Here is a 15,426-nt window from a genome sequence, read left to right on the forward strand (position 1 = left end):
CCGCGGCGTCACCCAGGAAAGGAATCGTCACGTGAGCGACCAGCGTTACGACGCGCCCACCGCCCAAGTGGCGACCACCGCCGCGCCCGCCGTCGCTCGATCGCCCCGCGTCGGCTACGTCCCGGCCCGCACCAACACCGTGCGCGACGGCATCGCGGTCGCGCTGCTGGTCCTCGCGCTGCTCCTGCCGTGGAATCTCGACTTCGGACTCGGCGTCACCGGCAGCGACGGCGCGCTCTGGTTGCTGGTCGTCGTCGTGACGCTGCTCGCCCTCGCCGCCGCGCTCGCGCCGCACGTCGGCCCGTTCCGGCTCGACGCCCCAGAACCCGACGTCCGCCGCACCAGCCGGATACGGCTCATGCTCAGCCTTCCGTATGTGGTCGTCGCGATCGGCTTCCTGGGCCACCACCTGCTGGAGACCGTCCGCGACGGCGGAACCGGCGTCGCGCCACCGGGCGTCGGCCCCGGCCTGCTGGTGGGTATCGGGGGCGCGCTGCTGGCCGCGCAGACGCCGGTCACCAGTATCACCATCGAGGACAACAAGTTTCGGCGCTGGTACGCCGTCGCGCGGGTGCTCGGCGCAGTGTCGATCGCGCTCGCGACGCTGTCGGTCGGGTGGAACCTGTTCTGGCGGCTGCGCTACCTGTTCGTCACCGAGGTGGACTTCGGCCGCCAGGACGTTGCGGTCATCATCACCACGCTGCTCTACGGCGCGGTCGCGTTGATCGCATTGGTGATCGCGTCGCGCTGGCTCATCGAGAAGTCCGCCGCCGCCCGCCTGGCCACCACGGCGCTGGGCGCGTCGGCCGCGTTGGCCGCCACGCTGGTGTGGGTGTTTCCGGTCGGCCGCGACATCGACGCCTTCCACGGCATCGCGCAGAACACCTCGACGGCCGCGGTCGGCTACGAGGGCTACCTGTTCTGGGCGGCCGCCGCCGCGATCGTCGCCCCGACCACGCTCTACGCCGTCTTCCTGGTCAAACCCCCGACCATCGGCGCCTACCGCTCCGCCGCCCAGAAGTGCCTGACCCTGATCGCGTTCTGGGCGTTCGCCGCCGCCGCGCTGCGGGTCGCTGACTACGTGATCGCGGTGTCGCTCGACCTACCGCACGCCCTGTACGACAGCGTCGCGATGACGCTGTTCAACCTGTTCGCCGGCTTCATCGCGCGCTGGCTGCACCGCCAACTCGCGCGAGTCGAGGTCGCGCCGAGCGTGATCGCGGCGTTCAGCGGGCTGCTGTTCGTCTTCACCCTCGCCAACCTCGCCATCGGCGTCGCGCTCGCCCCGCGGTACGCCGAGCCGCCGAGCGACGCCATCTACGGCAACAACCTCGCCCAGCAGATCACCAGCACCTTCGACCTGGTCATCTGCCTGCTGAGCCTCGCCGTGCTGGTCGCCATGCTGTTCACCGGTCCGCTCGCCGGATACCTGGTGCGCCGACGGGAGAAGCGGGCCTCCCCCGCACCACCGAAGCCGCTCGAGCCCGACGCCGAGGCCGCGCCGGAGCCGGCGACCGCCGCGGCGCCTACCGTCGGCACGCCGCAGCCGAAGCCCGTGCCGAGAATCGTTCGGCTGAAAGAGGATTCGACGACGGTGATCGACGCCCCGCAGACGCTCCGGATACTGCGGCGCGAACCGACGTCCGATCCGACCACGCGGATCACCCCGCCGCAGGAATAACGCACGGCCGGTACGGGCTACGCATGGCATGCCCGTCTCATCGCCGGGCAGGTGTCGTGGGACGCCGACGGCAACCTGGTCGCGCCGGGCGATCTGTCAGGTCGGGTCGCTCAGGTCTAGCGCAACGTCGCACGAGCGCTCGACGCGGCCGGTGCCACCTTCGACGACATCGTCCGGTTCACCTGGTACGCCGTCGACTGGCACAAGGACAAGATGCCGGCGTTCCTGGCCGGGATCGAAGCCGAGTGACCGCGGTCATCGCCTGACGCTAGGACAGACGTTCGCCGCTCCGTATGGTGACGTCATGGACGCCTCCCCAGCGTTCCGCCCCGACAGCCGCCTCGAACTCAGCCGTCGCCGGCTCCTGCAACTGGGCGGCTTGATCGTCGCTACCACCGGCGCATGCTCGAAGGAATCCGCCGCGGACCCGACGTCGCCTGCGCCCCCACCGCCGCCGGTCGTGAAGGCGAGACCACTGCAGGCGCCCACAATGCCCACCACACCGCCGGTCGTCCCCGCTTCCCACGTGGTGTTGTGCCGCGACGCATGGGGTGCCAATCCACCCCGCCCCGGCGGCACTCCCCAGACCCCGGTTCGCATGACGATCCACCACACGGCGGTGGCCCTCGGCGACAACACCAACGCGCCGTCTCGTCTCCGACAACACCAGCGTTACCACCAGGACACGCACGGCTGGATCGACATCGCCTACCACCTGAGTGTCGACCGCAACGGCAACATCTACGAGCTGCGGAAACCCGAGCTCGTCGGTGACACCGCGACGAGCTACAACCCCAGCGGTCACTTCCTCGTCGTCTGCGAAGGCAACTTCGACGAAGAGCAGGTGACGGAAGCACAGCTCAACGGCGCTGCGGTCGCATTCGCCTGGGCTGCGCAACGATTCGGAATTCCGACCGACACACTGGCAGGGCACCGCGACTTCAGCCCCGACACCACATGCCCAGGTGCGGACCTCTACACCCACATCGCCTCGGGTGACCTCCAGAACCGGGTCAACGGTCTACTGGCCGCCGGACCCGTCGACCTCCACTCCATCTGCGGTCCTGAGGCGTCGGCAGCGGTCGCGGACATCGAAGCCGGCCTTCGATAGCGAGCCATTGAACCCAGAACCGCCGCGCGAAAAGCCAGACGCGCCATAGCGTTGAGTCATGTCCCTTATCGACCTGGCGCTGCTGCCGATTCGGATCGGACTTGGGGTCGTCACCTCAGCGCTGAAAGCCGCTACCCCGGACGCGCCCGCACCACCGGGAGACCTCGTCGCCATCGGCGGGATGCCCGAAGGCGTGCCAGTTGCGGCGCTGCGGCCCGAGCCGAAACTCCCTGCACCAGAGGCGTGGCCGTTCGGCGAGGAGTTCCCGCGCACCTGCGGCACCGGCCGCTACGCCGATGGCGCGCTGTTCTGGACCGACTTCCTCTACGACGACCACGGCGCGACCGGCCTCCTCGTCGACATCCCGACCGGCGGCCTGGTGCCGCCGCGCGGCACATACGTCTATCCCGACGGCCCCGCCGCCCGCAACGGTGCCGATATCTTCCGCGTCGCCGTCGGGCTCACCGAGACCGACACGTGGTGGCGCGTCGACTGGAACACCCTGCAAGACCCGTCAATCCCCATCGCGCTGTTCGTCTTCGACACCGACCGGGGCCAAGCGCCCACCACCACATGGCCTGCCGGCGCCGGAGTCACCTCGGCCGGCATCGACACCGCTCTGCTCATCTCCGCCAAGGGCGCCGGCCTGATCGACCTCGTTACGAACTCGACGACCCCCGTCGAGCACTTCGTCGACATGAAGTCGCGCTCCTTCCTCGCCAAGGTGCCCCGCACGCTCATCGAACCCGACGGCACCTGGACGGTCCGCCTCGCCGCGGGCTTGGCCAACGACGACGGTGACGGCTTCGACGACGTCCCCGTCACCCGCGGCGCGCGACCCGGCCAGCCGAACGTCTACAACGTCGCGTTCCGCACCCACCAGCAGGAAAAGGTCCGCCTGAACTTCTGGTCCGACCAGGCGCAGGCCGCCGCGTTGACCAAGGGCGACGTCACCGAGTTCTCGCTTGCCGTTGACTGGGACCAGCTCGCCGACCGCCGCACCACCGACGAGCCGGCCGTGCACGGCACCTCCACCCGCTGGTACGTCTCATCGATCGAGCTGGGGCAGGGCGTCGCGAAGACGAACATCCTCAGCACCGATCCGCAGTTCCTTGGCCGCGTGCAGCCCTACTCGGTATGCCTGCCCTCGACCTGGACACCGGGACGCACGCTGCCGTTGACGCTGCTGCTGCACTCACTTGCGTTGGGGCAGAACCAGTTCGCCGCCTTCGGCCCGCGCCTGCTGAACCAGTTGTGTGAGGACCGCGAGTCGGTGGTGGTGACGCCGCTGGCCCGCGGTCCGTCGAGCTGGTATTTCGACGAAGGCGAACTCGACGTGTGGGAGGTGTGGGCGCGGGTGGCCGAACAGCTCGGCACCGATCCGCACCGCACCGTCGTCTCCGGCTATTCGATGGGCGGCTACGCGGCGTACAAGCTGGGACTGACCTACCCGGAGGTGTTCGCCCAAGCCGTCGTGCTGGCCGGGCCGCCGGTCTGCGGGGTACGGCTGCTGCCCAACGTCGACATCCCGGGCACCCTCGACCCCAACTCGCCTTGCGCCCGCGCGGGCGACACATTGGAGTTGCTGCCCAATGCACGGTGGCTGCCGTTCCTCATCGCGCACGGCCTGGCCGACGAACTGGTGCCAATTACCTCGGTGCTGTCACAGGTGCTCGAGCTGGACCGGCTGGGCTACCGCTACCGGTTCACCGTCTACCCCTTCGACGACCACATCGTGTGGACGATCAAGGACGAATTCGACGATGTTCTGTCGCATATGGGCACCGGGCCTCGCCAGAGCGATCCGGGGCACATCACGTACAAGTGGTATCCGGAGCTGGTGCGCAACGACCTGGGCCTAGGGCCACAGCAGGTTTGGTGGTTGTCGAACCTGACTGCCGATCCGGCTCTCGCCACAAAGCGCGGAGCGGTCGCGTCCGTCGACGCGCGGTCCTATGCACGCCCGGACCCGACGCGCACCATCCGGCGCCGTCGCGGCGTCGAACCCGACCTCGACCTGTCCCCCGGCCTGTACACCGAATTGCTCTGGCGCATAGGCGCTTCGGTCGATCCGACGCCTCACCTGACGTTGAAGCTCAGAGGGGTCGCGACGCTGACGGTCGACGTCGCCAGGGCCGGGCTCGCATCGTTGGCCGTCTCGATGATCGACGTGTCGACCGACATTCCCGCGCAGGTCGACCTTGCCGCGCTGCCGCCCGATGTGGCGGTACTGATCGACGGCGAACCGACGGGCCCGCTCGTGAAGGTGCCTGTCGGACGGCACACAATCGCGCTGACCACCGCGGCGGCGCCCTCCAAAGAGGTCTTGACCGCGCTTTTCCGCCGGTAGCATCCAGCGCGTGCCGGACAGTACCCGCGTCGACGGCGCTCAACGGCAAGTGTCCGGCCTGGCCGCGGCGATGACGGTCGTCGCGATGGGCCTCGGCTATGCCATCTCGATCGGCGACCCCACCAGCCTGTCGGCCAACCTCTCGCTGGTCTCGGCCGGTCTGGGAATCACCGGCAGCACCGCCACCTTCGTCGCCAGCCTGGCGACCCTGACGATGGCGGCCACCGTGCTCAGCGCCGGTGCGCTCGGCGATCTCTACGGCATGCGGCGGATGTATCTCGTCGGCCTGTCCGGAGCCGTCGCCTTCAGCGCCCTGGCCGCCGCCTCGCCCGTCCCGGCGGTGCTGATCCTCGCGCGCGCCGGCGTCGGCGTCACGCTCGCTTTCCTGATCGGCCTGTCGTTGGCCATCACCAACGCCGTGTTCCCGCCGGGTCGACGCGCCGCGGCGATCGCGGCCTACTTCGGCGTGGGTTACGCGGTGGCCACTCCGATGCCGGCGATCAGCGGCGCGCTGGCCCACGCAATCGGTTGGCGTGCCTGCTTTTTCGCTGTGCCGGTCGTCGCCGCGGTGGGTCTGCTCGTCACCTGGCGCTGGGTGCCCGAGACGGTGCGCGCCGAACGTCGCCTCGACCTTCCGGGCATGGCGCTGTTCGCCGTGGCCCTGCTGGGTCTGATCTTCGGGGTGTCGCGGATCGAAACCGGGTTCAACGCCGTCGGTGTCACCGCGATCGGGGTCGGTCTTGCGGCTGGCTGCGCGTTCGTACTGCAGGAGCTGCGCACGAAGGACCCGGCGCTCGATATGCGTGTCTTCCGGTCGGGCCGGTTCAACGCGGCCGTCACCGCCGGGGTGATGTTCAACATCGTGCTCGGCGGATCGATGGTCCTGCTGGCCTTCTACCTCGTCACGATCCGCAAGGAAAGCCACGAGCTGTTCGGCCTGCTGCTGATTCCCGCCACCGCGATGGCCGCGGTGGCCGCCACCTCGGCAGGCCCGGCCGCCAACCGGTTCGGCCCGCGCACGGTCCTCGTGACCGGTCTGCTCGTCATGCTCGGCGGCCTTCTGATGCTGCGGTTCTTCGATCTGGATACGACCCGCACGACGGTGTTCGTCACCGCGGCGCTCATCGTGGTCGGCGGCGCCCTGGTGACCACTCCTCAGGCCACCATCATGATGAGCAGCGCCCCGCCTGACCTCGGCGGCGCGGTGTCGGCCGTCAAGAGTGCGGTCAACGAGGGCGGCTACTCACTGGGACCCGCGCTCTTCGCCCTCGTGGGCATCAACTTCTTTCTCACCGACACCGTGCGCGACCTGTCGGGGATCACGCGCGCGGAGGCACGTGAAGCGCTGTTGACGGCGCACGGCGGCCACGGAGCACAACTGGTCAATCCGGAGCAGGCCCGACTGGTCGTCGATCAGGCGCCGCTCAACGCGGTCGACGCGATCCACACCCTGAGCCTGGTCATGGCCTTCGGGCCGATCATCGCGATCGTCCTCGCGCTGTGGCTGATCAAGCCCGACAGGTGAAACGGGTTCAGGTGCTCCCCAGGAGTTCGGCCAGCTCGGCCTTGAAGCGGTCGGCCAGGTCCCACAGGTCGTCCACCAGCCGTTGGCACGAGATGATGCCGACATTGAGCTTGCCGCTCAACGACATGACCGTGATGTTCAGCCCCGAGCCATGAAAGATCGGGCCGAGCGGATACAGCGATTTCATCTCGGCGCCCATGGCGTACAGCTTGGTATCCGGCCCTGCCACGTTCGAGATCACCACGTTGTGAACCGGGGTGCGCTTGAGCGGAGTGTGCGACATCAGCTCCAGCACCACACCGAACACCGCAGGCGGGATCACCTGAGTCAAGTCGCCCAGCAGCGTCGGCGAGAGGTCGGCACTGTGATCCTTTGCGTGCGAACTCGATTCGGCGATGACCCGTAGACGCTCGACGGGATCCTCGATGTGCGTCTGCAAGTTGGTGAACATTCCCGACAGCTGATTGCGCCCCGGCCGGTCGGACTTGTCGTGCACCGACGCAGGCACCACCGCGATCAGCGGTTTGTCCGGCAGCTCTGCGCGGTCGTGCAGGTACCCACGCAGCGCGCCGGCGCACAGCGCCATCACCACGTCGTTGACCTTGACGTCGAACTGGTTCTTCACGCGCTTGACGTCGTCCAACTCCAACTGCGCCATCGCGATGGTGCGCGACGAGGTGATCTCCGCGTTGAAGACGGTCGCAGGAGCCGTGAACGGCGCGGCCATCGCGGTGCCACTGCGTGCGCGACCGATCGTGTTGACGATCGTCGACACGGTCGCGGGCACCACCCTGGTCAACTGCCACGGACGAGTGAGGGCCCGCAGGAAGCCTCCCGCGGCGATCTCGAACGGCATCGCGCCTCCTGGCCCGTCCACCGGGTCGGGTGGCGGGGCGTCGGGCTCGAGGTCGCACAGCTGGTTGATCAGATTGGCCGCCGACACACCGTCCACTGCGGCGTGATGCACCTTGATCATCAGCACGATCGAGCCGCCGTCCTGCGGATCGGTACCACCGATGCCCTCGATCACCCACATCTCCCACAGCGGCTTGCTGCGGTCCAGCGGAGTCGAGGCGATGCGTCCGCACACCTCGGCCAGTTCTCTGCGCCCTCCCGGTGTAGGCAGACCGATGCGGCGCAGGTGGTAGGACAAGTCCAGATCCGGGTCCTCGACCCACACCGGATGGTCCAGGTTCAGCTGGCTGTCCGCGAGCTTCGCGCGCAACTCCGGCAGCGCCCTCATCCGCGACGCCAAGTGGCGGTGGACACCGTCGAAGCTGTATCCGCCGGGAATCGTGGTGGTGTCCAACTCGGCTATCGAGCACACATGCAGTGGCACAGCGGGCGATTCGCTGTAGAGCATGCCGGCGTCGAACCCGCTCAGCCGTTCCATCCACTCGTCATACCCGGGTTGTCAGGAGCGGCAAACCCATCGGCGGCCTCGCGTCGCGCCGCGAGCGTGCGCTAACTCGGATCGGCGGCTTCTTCTTTCGGCACGTGTTTCGCCACGGTCGCGTCCATCAGTTCGCGCAGCCTCGGCATCTCGCCGACCAGCCGGTCGAGATCGTCGCGCGGAATGTGCAGCACGTCCGCGCGTCCCGTCGTCGCGACAGTCGCGTTGCGCAAGGTCCCGCGCCGCAATGCGGACTCGCCGATGACTTCACCGGGACCCACCACGGCGATGCGGTCACGGCCGACGAAGACCGCCGCCTCGCCGCTGAGCAGGATATAGCAGGAGTCAGACGGCGTCTGCTCACGAATCAGCGGCCACGGCCCGGACGTCGAGGTGCGGTGTGCCGCTTCGACGAGACTCTTCAACTCTGCGTCGGAGAACTTTGCGAACGCATCGAAATCGCGTAGCCGACGGACACTTTCCGCGTTCTCCTGCGCGCGAGCCTCAGCGCTGGCACGTTCGTATTTTCGGTTGTCCATAGTGCCGGGAGCCTAGCGAAGGTTGGGTGTCCGCAGAGCGAAATGCGCCTCTCGGCGCACGGCGGAAGCGTTGTTTGACAGCGTCGTCGATCAGGCGTGTACTGGAGTTCTACCAGCAGATTTGAGGCTTGTCATGCCCGCCCCCGTCACCGCCCGCACCCTCGCTCTCCTCGAAACCGGGGCGGTGGCCTCACTGGGACTCGGCCTGTTGCTGACCCGCGCCCGTCCTGCCGCAAGCCGGGCGGCCGACGACCGGCGCGCGGCCACCGCTGTTCACCATCAGACGGCGTTCATCGATCAGGACCGCGACAACCGCCTGGCACATCAGCGGTGGACGGACGAGACCACGCCGACGCGCGCCTACTGACGGCGCCTGCGCACCGACCAATCACCACCCGATAGGGGTTCCATGGGCAACACAGGCCTTCTGCTCGTCGTCGTCGCCATCGCCGCACTCGTCATGGCGGGTGGGATCGGCTGCGTGGTGATCAAGACCCGCGCCCCGAAGTGGACGCGCGCGGTTCGCCGCGATCCTGTCGAGAAGGATGCGCTCAGTCGCGAGCGCGAAAGATCACTTGCCGACGAGTTCATCGCGGACGCGCGGTCGGCTCAGGTCGCGCAGCCGCCAGTCCGAGGACCGCTGGACCGCACCCGCAGCGACTGACGCCGCTTCTAGCGTCGGAAACGACGCGTCTGGGACTGCAGCGCCGTCTTCAGCCCGCTGATCCGGCCGTCCAGCCGTCGAGCCGGCGTCGCTCCGGTACTGAATTTCCGTTCCGAGGCCGTCTCCGGCGCGTCATCGCTTGTGGCCCGCAGCAGCCCGTCCGGAAGCGCCAGTTTGTGAACGGTGCGCAGCGTCAGGAAGTATTGGTGCGCAAGCGAACCGCTGGTGTACGGCAGGTCGTACTTCTCGCACAGTGCCCGTACCCGCGTGGCAATCTGGGCGTACCTGTTGCTCGGCAGGTCCGGGAACAAGTGGTGTTCGATCTGGTAGCACAGGTTGCCGCTGGCGAACGCCATCAGCGGTCCGGCCTTGAAGTTCGCGGCGCCCAGCATCTGCCGCAGATACCACTCGGCGCGGGTTTCCTTCTCGATCACATCGGCGGTGAATTTCTCTGCCCCGTCGGGGAAGTGACCGCAGAAGATCACCATGTAAGCCCAGAGGTTACGCATGAGATTGGCGGTCGCGTTGGCGCCAAGGGTTCTGCGCCAACGAGACCGGCTCAGTGCCGGGAAGAGCGCATAGTCCTTGACGGCCTGCCTGCCCACCTTCTTCAGAAGGGCCCTGGCCTCAGGGTTGGCCGCTATTCCGCGGTCCCACTTCATATCCACATCGTGCAGCGCGATCCCCCACTCGAAAGTGGCTGCCAGCACGAGGTTCTGGAGCGGTTGCAGCAGGTACTGAGGGCGCCACGGCTGATCGCGGCTCACGCGCATCACACCGAATCCAAGATCGTCGTCCAACTCGAGGACGTTGCTGAACACGTGGTGGCGGTAGTTGTGGGCATATCTCCACTGCGAGGACAGCCCCACCATGTCCCACTCCCATGAGCTCGAGTGGATCTCGGGATCGTTCATCCAATCCCATTGGCCGTGGCTCACATTGTGGCTGATTTCCATGTTCTCGACGCTCTTCGCGAAGGCCAGCGCCGCGGTTCCCACCCACCAGCCGGCCCGTGAACGGCTGGTGCCGATGAGCAGGCGCGCGGCGACGTCGAGGGCCCGCTGAAACTTGATGGTGCGGTGAATGTAGGTCGCGTCGCGTTCGCCGCGGGAGTCCTCGACATCGCGCCGAATGGCGTCCAGTTCGTAGCCGAGTGCTTCGATGTCCGCGTCGCTGAGATGAGAGTAGGCAGCGATATCGGTGATTGCCATGAAATGTCCTGGTCGTTCCGGTCGTGCAGGCGAGTGAATGGGCTCTTGCGGGAACCCGAAAGTGGCGGACGACCGGTCGAGATGGAAAAGACGACAAAAGCGCGTCGGCGTTACTTCAAGTGTACGCGTCGAAACCGTCCGCGACCGGCCTGCGACCCCGCCAAGTCATCGCGCCGTCAAGATCAGACCCGAATACCCTTGCTCTGCAACGTCATCGAGTTTCGTACGGTAATTCCCGAATCCGCCCGCGTACGGCATGAACACCCGCTTTTTGCCGTCGATGTTCGCCCCGAGGTACCACGACGACTGCGCCTTGAGGAACAGCGTCCGTGCGGCCGCCTCGCCGACATGCGCGGTCCACGCCGAGGCGGCATCGTGGCGCGGCTCGACCTCGGCGAGTCCGCGGTGACGCGCCGCCACCATCAACTCCAGCGCCCAGTCCACCTGGACCTCCGCGTGCAGGACCATGTTCGCCAGCACCGACGGGCTGCCCGGCCCGCTGAAGCTGAACAGGTTCGGCAGCCCCGGCACCATCAGTCCCAGGAACGTCACCGGCCCGTCGGCCCATATCTCCGACAGCCGGTCCCCGCGCGGCCCCACCGGGTCGATCCGCGTCATCGCCCCCGTCAAGGCGTCGAAACCCGTCGCGAACACCAGCACGTCGCACGGATACGCCGCCTCGCTCGTCCGCACACCGTCCGCCGTCACTTCCGCAATCGGCTCGCGGCGCAGGTTCACCAACCGCACGTTGTCGCGGTTGAACGTCTCGTAGTAGCCGGCGTCGGTGCAGATGCGCTTTGTGCCGATGGGATGGTCGGTCGGGATCAAGTCCTGCGCAACAGCGGGGTCTTTGACGATCTCCCGAACGCGGTCCTCGGCGAACTCCCGCGCGATGTCGTTGGCCTCCAGCACCGAGGTCTGATCGGGAAACGTCTTGCTGAACAACACCCCACCGTCGCGCCACCGCGCCCACAGCGCCTGCGCCCGCTCCTGGGCCTCGGTCTCCAGTGCCTTCTTGTGATACGTGCCGTGCGGCGTGCCCGCCGGCGCGTAGGCCGACTTCTTGCGGCGCTGCGGATACTCCTCGCGGATGCGCTGCAGATCCTCGTCCGACCACGGATAGTTCGGCATCGGGATCGTGTAGTTCGGCGATCGCTGAAACACCACCAGCGAGTCGGCCTGCTCGGCGAGGATCGGCACCACCTGAATGCCCGACGATCCCGTGCCGATCACCCCGATCCGCTTCCCCTGCAGATCGGGGTCCTCGCGCGGCCACGCGGCGGTGTAGTAGACCTGCCCGGTGAACCCGTCGAGGCCAGGAATGTCCGGCCGATTGATCGCCGAAAGACATCCCGTCGCGCACAACAGGAATCGGCCGCTCACGGTGTCGCCGGTCGACGTGTCGACCACCCACCGCCCGTCCACGAAGCGCGCACCGGCGACCTCGGTGTCGAACCGGTAGTGCCGCCTCAGGTCGAACCGGTCCGCCACATGATCGAGGTAGGCCAGGATCTCGGGCTGGGCCGCGAATCGCTCCGTCCAGGTCCAGTCGGTCTGCAACTGCTCGTCGAAAGAGTAGGAATAGTCGACACTTTCGACATCGCAACGGGCACCGGGATAGCGGTTCCAGTACCAGGTGCCGCCAACGCTGGGCGCCGCCTCGATACCGACGACCGTCAGGCCTTCCTGCACGCTCCGGTGCACGGCATAGAGGCCGGCGAAGCCGGCGCCGATCACGATCGCGTCGACACTCATACCGGCACCGCCGACAGGTTGCGCATGTCCGACCACAGCAGGTCTCGCGCCGACGCTCCCGCGGCGAACGCCATGATCGTCACGAACCCGTGAAACAGACCCGGGTAATCACGGTGCACCACAGACACATTCGCCGCGCGCAGCCGGTCTGCGTACGCGGCGCCCTCGTCGTGCAGAACGTCGCACCCGGCCGTCACCACCACCGCCGGTGGCAGGCCCTCGTGCGAGGGCGCGCGCGACGGCGCCACCAGATGCGTCGGCGCACTATCGCCGAGGTACTGCGCCCAGTACCACTGCATCGCCGCACGGGTGTTGACGTAGCCGGTCGCGTAGGTCTGGTAGCTGCCTGTGTCGAACGTCGGCTCGATCACCGGATAGATCAGGATCTGTCCGGCGGGCATCGGCGCCCCACGCTCGCGACACATCAGTGACACCACGGCGGCCAGGTTTCCGCCTGCACTGTCGCCGGCGATCACTACTCGGGCCGCCTCGAGCTCGCTGGCCGCCCAGCAGTACGCCGCGTAACAGTCCTCCGCGGCCGTCGGCGCCCGGTGTTCTGGTGCGCGACGGTAGCCCACCGACACCACCACCGACTCCGTGTGCCGGGCCATCGCCCGGCAGAAGCTGTCATGGCTGTCGAGGTCGCAGAACACGAAGCCTCCCCCATGACAGAAGACCACGACAGTGCCGCGCGACGAATGCGGCCGGTAGATCCGCACCGGGACGTCGCCGATCATGCGATCCTCCGTACTGGCCACGTCGTCGAGATTCTCGACGGGCAGGCGGCGTGCGGCGATGACAGCTCGCGCCTGGGCGGCGGTCATGGTTTCGACGGCGGGGAAGCCCTCGTCCATGGTTCGCATGAAGCTCGCGACGCCGTCGTCCATGAGTTGCACGGTAATGCAACGGCATCCGATCGCGGACCCTAATCTGGACACGTGTCCAGGCGCGCCGCGGTGACCTGCCCGCTCTGCGAGGCGATGTGCGGTCTGCAGATCCGCGTCGACGGCGACTGCGTGACCGACATCCGCGGCAACCCCGACGACGTGTGGTCGCGCGGCCATATCTGCCCCAAGGGGCCGTCTGTTCAGCACCTGCACACCGACCCCGACCGTCTGCGCCAGCCGATGGTCCGCACCCGCACCGGCCACACCCCCGTTTCGTGGGACGACGCGTACGCCGAAAGCGAACGAGTCTTGCGCCCGGTGCTCGACCGCTACGGCGCATCGGCCGTCACCGTGTACGTCGGCAACCCCGTCGCGCACAACCTCGGCCTGTCCACGCACATCGGCGCGCTCATCGGGATGGCGCAGGCCGCGGGCATGCCGGCCTACTACTCCCCCGGCACCGTCGACCAGTGGCCGCTCAACCTCGTCAGCGCACTGCTGTTCGGCCACATGTGGAACGCGCCGATCCCCGACGTCGACCGCACCGACCACCTGATGATCCTCGGCGCCAATCCCTCGGCGTCGCAGGGTTCGATGCTGTCGGCGCCCGACCTCATGGGCCGGCTCGCGGCGATCCGCCAACGCGGCGGCACCGTCACTGTCGTCGACCCACGCCGCACCCTCACCGCGCAGCGCGCCACGCAGTGGGTGCCGATCCGGCCGGGCACCGACGCTTTGCTGCTGTTCGCGATCCTGCACACGCTGGCTGAGAACGACTGGGTGCGCCGCCCGGACCACCTCACCGGGCGCGTGGAAGGCCTCGACGACGTCATTGCGATGGCCGACGACTTCGCGCCCGAGGTGGTCGCCGACGCCTGCGGCATCGACGCAGGGACCATTCGCCAACTCGCCCACGACCTCGCACACGCCGAAACGCCGGTCCTCTACAGCCGCATCGGCGCCTGCACCCAGGAGTTCGGCACGCTAGCGACCTGGCTGGTGTTCGTCCTCAACACGGCGCTGGGCTCGCTGGACCGGACAGGCGGCGCGGTGTTCCCCAAGCCTGCGGTCTGGTCGCCGATGTTCATGAAGCCGCCCGACCAGACCGGGGCCGGCTGGGAGTTCGGCCGCTTTCACAGCCGAGTGCGCGGTGCGCCCGAGGTGTTCAACCAGTTCCCGATCAGCTGCCTCGCCGAGGAGATCGACACCCCCGGCGACGGGCAGTTGCGCGGGCTGATCACGGTGGCGGGCAATCCGGTGGTGTCGGCGCCGGGAGCGCGGCGGCTCGACGCGGCGCTGGGTCGGCTCGACGCGATGATCGCCGTCGACAGCTGGCTCAACGAGACCACCCGCCACGCGCACGTCATCCTGCCGGGATTGTCACCGCTGGAGCGTCCGCACGCCGACGAGCTGTACTGGATCTACGCGGTGGCGTCGTGCCTGAAGTGGTCGGACTCGGTGTTTGAGCCGCCGCCCGACCGGCCGCCGGAGTGGGAGATCCTGCTGCGGCTAGCGGGCGCCATGGTCGGCACGCCAATGCCGGACGTCGACGTCGCCGCGATCGACGACCTCTACGTCGCGGGGCTCGTCGCCACGGCGTGCATGGCACCGAACACGCCGCTGACGGGACGCCCGCCGGAGGAAGCCACCGCTGCGCTGACCGGCAGCGGTCCAGAACGTTTGGTGGACATGGGGATTCGTCTCGGGCCGTGGGGCGACGACCTCGGGCGACGTGACGGGTTGACGCTGGACGACGTCCGGAAGCATCCGAATGGACTGCGGCTCGCCGAACTCGAAGGCGGCCGTCTCGACGAGGTCGTGTGCACCCCGTCGGGCACGGTCGAACTGGTACACCCGCGGATCGTCGACGATGTCCCACGTCTGCGCGCGCGACTGCAGCGTCCCACCGACGGGTTACTGCTCACCAGCCGCAGGCATCTGCGCTCGAACAATTCGTGGATGCACAACGTGCCCGCGTTGATGCGGGGCAAGGACCGCTGCACGCTGCTGATCCATCCCGGCGACGCGCAGCGGGCGGGCCTGACGTCCGGCGACGTCGCCGAGGTCTCCACCGAAGAGGGCACGCTGACGGTGCCCGCGGAGGTGTCCGACGAGATGATGCCCGGCGTGGTGTCGCTGCCGCACGGCTGGGGCCACGGCCTCGACGGAACGCACCTGCAGGTCGCCAACGCCAGTCCTGGCGTCAACTCCAATCTCCTCAATCCGGCGCATCTGCTCGATGTGCCCAGCAATACTCAAGTCGTCAACGGTGTGCCGTGCCGCGTCCGGCACCGACCGTGAGGAGATGCT

At 67.9% G+C, this 15,426-nt stretch carries 12 protein-coding genes; 7 read left to right on the forward strand and 5 right to left on the reverse strand.

Annotated elements, in window-relative coordinates; all coding sequences use genetic code 11:
• Positions 1 to 31 precede the first annotated feature (31 nt).
• The 4 genes from N4S67_RS07940 (at position 32) to N4S67_RS07955 (ending at position 6,667) form a co-directional block, all read left to right on the forward strand.
• Positions 32 to 1,681, forward strand: a complete 1,650-nt coding sequence (locus N4S67_RS07940) for a DUF7937 domain-containing protein (RefSeq protein WP_260992407.1) — start codon at positions 32 to 34, stop codon at positions 1,679 to 1,681.
• A gap of 304 nt (positions 1,682 to 1,985) precedes the next feature.
• Complete coding sequence (locus tag N4S67_RS07945) at positions 1,986 to 2,792, forward strand: peptidoglycan recognition protein family protein (RefSeq protein ID WP_260992408.1); 807 nt, start codon at positions 1,986 to 1,988, stop codon at positions 2,790 to 2,792.
• A gap of 58 nt (positions 2,793 to 2,850) precedes the next feature.
• Complete coding sequence (locus tag N4S67_RS07950) at positions 2,851 to 5,142, forward strand: alpha/beta hydrolase-fold protein (RefSeq protein WP_260992409.1); 2,292 nt, start codon at positions 2,851 to 2,853, stop codon at positions 5,140 to 5,142.
• A 10-nt stretch (positions 5,143 to 5,152) separates the two neighbouring features.
• Positions 5,153 to 6,667, forward strand: a complete 1,515-nt coding sequence (locus N4S67_RS07955) for an MFS transporter (RefSeq protein ID WP_260992410.1) — start codon at positions 5,153 to 5,155, stop codon at positions 6,665 to 6,667.
• 7 nt (positions 6,668 to 6,674) lie between these two features.
• Here N4S67_RS07955 and N4S67_RS07960 read toward each other — a convergent pair whose 3' ends face one another.
• Both N4S67_RS07960 and N4S67_RS07965 read right to left on the reverse strand, forming a co-directional pair.
• Entirely contained in the window at positions 6,675 to 8,060 is a 1,386-nt protein-coding gene (locus tag N4S67_RS07960) for a WS/DGAT/MGAT family O-acyltransferase (protein ID WP_260992411.1), read from the reverse strand.
• Positions 8,061 to 8,131: 71 nt separating this feature from the next.
• Positions 8,132 to 8,599 carry a Crp/Fnr family transcriptional regulator gene (locus N4S67_RS07965; protein ID WP_260992412.1) on the reverse strand — a complete coding sequence of 156 codons (468 nt, stop codon included), beginning with the start codon at positions 8,597 to 8,599 and terminating at the stop codon, positions 8,132 to 8,134.
• Positions 8,600 to 8,732: 133 nt separating this feature from the next.
• Between N4S67_RS07965 and N4S67_RS07970 the strand changes: the two genes are divergently transcribed.
• Entirely contained in the window at positions 8,733 to 8,966 is a 234-nt protein-coding gene (locus N4S67_RS07970; RefSeq protein WP_260992413.1) for a hypothetical protein, read from the forward strand.
• Positions 8,967 to 9,008: 42 nt separating this feature from the next.
• The gene (locus N4S67_RS07975; RefSeq protein WP_260992414.1) at positions 9,009 to 9,263 is read left to right on the forward strand and encodes a hypothetical protein; all 255 of its coding nucleotides are present in this window, start codon (positions 9,009 to 9,011) and stop codon (positions 9,261 to 9,263) included.
• 8 nt (positions 9,264 to 9,271) lie between these two features.
• Here the strand turns inward: N4S67_RS07975 and N4S67_RS07980 are convergent, their stop codons facing one another.
• The 3 genes from N4S67_RS07980 to N4S67_RS07990 all read right to left on the reverse strand — a co-directional run bounded on the left by N4S67_RS07980 (position 9,272) and on the right by N4S67_RS07990 (position 13,116).
• The gene (locus tag N4S67_RS07980; protein WP_260992415.1) at positions 9,272 to 10,474 is read right to left on the reverse strand and encodes a fatty acid desaturase family protein; all 1,203 of its coding nucleotides are present in this window, start codon (positions 10,472 to 10,474) and stop codon (positions 9,272 to 9,274) included.
• Positions 10,475 to 10,639: 165 nt separating this feature from the next.
• Complete coding sequence (locus N4S67_RS07985; protein ID WP_260992416.1) at positions 10,640 to 12,229, reverse strand: flavin-containing monooxygenase; 1,590 nt, start codon at positions 12,227 to 12,229, stop codon at positions 10,640 to 10,642.
• Positions 12,226 to 13,116 (reverse strand): alpha/beta hydrolase, encoded by an 891-nt coding sequence (locus N4S67_RS07990; protein WP_260992417.1) that lies wholly within the window; start codon positions 13,114 to 13,116, stop codon positions 12,226 to 12,228. The genes N4S67_RS07985 and N4S67_RS07990 overlap by 4 nt, the downstream gene beginning before the upstream one ends.
• A gap of 51 nt (positions 13,117 to 13,167) precedes the next feature.
• On the opposite strand from N4S67_RS07990, the gene N4S67_RS07995 reads away from it, so the two are divergent.
• Positions 13,168 to 15,417, forward strand: coding sequence for a molybdopterin-dependent oxidoreductase (locus tag N4S67_RS07995; protein WP_260992418.1), 2,250 nt, complete (start codon positions 13,168 to 13,170; stop codon positions 15,415 to 15,417).
• Positions 15,418 to 15,426 lie beyond the last annotated feature (9 nt).

This window comes from Mycobacterium deserti (assembly GCF_025345615.1).
GTDB classification, from domain to species: Bacteria; Actinomycetota; Actinomycetes; order Mycobacteriales; family Mycobacteriaceae; genus Mycobacterium; species Mycobacterium deserti.

Excerpts from the sequence above, each read along its gene's own strand:
- N4S67_RS07990 (WP_260992417.1), bottom strand. The coding sequence starts at position 13,116 with ATGGACGACGGCGTCGCGAGCTTCATGCGAACCATGGACGAGGGCTTC.
- N4S67_RS07960 (WP_260992411.1), bottom strand. The coding sequence starts at position 8,060 with ATGGAACGGCTGAGCGGGTTCGACGCCGGCATGCTCTACAGCGAATCG.
- N4S67_RS07945 (WP_260992408.1), top strand. The coding sequence starts at position 1,986 with ATGGACGCCTCCCCAGCGTTCCGCCCCGACAGCCGCCTCGAACTCAGC.
- N4S67_RS07950 (WP_260992409.1), top strand. The coding sequence starts at position 2,851 with ATGTCCCTTATCGACCTGGCGCTGCTGCCGATTCGGATCGGACTTGGG.
- N4S67_RS07975 (WP_260992414.1), top strand. The coding sequence starts at position 9,009 with ATGGGCAACACAGGCCTTCTGCTCGTCGTCGTCGCCATCGCCGCACTC.
- N4S67_RS07970 (WP_260992413.1), top strand. The coding sequence starts at position 8,733 with ATGCCCGCCCCCGTCACCGCCCGCACCCTCGCTCTCCTCGAAACCGGG.
- N4S67_RS07965 (WP_260992412.1), bottom strand. The coding sequence starts at position 8,599 with ATGGACAACCGAAAATACGAACGTGCCAGCGCTGAGGCTCGCGCGCAG.
- N4S67_RS07980 (WP_260992415.1), bottom strand. The coding sequence starts at position 10,474 with ATGGCAATCACCGATATCGCTGCCTACTCTCATCTCAGCGACGCGGAC.
- N4S67_RS07985 (WP_260992416.1), bottom strand. The coding sequence starts at position 12,229 with ATGAGTGTCGACGCGATCGTGATCGGCGCCGGCTTCGCCGGCCTCTAT.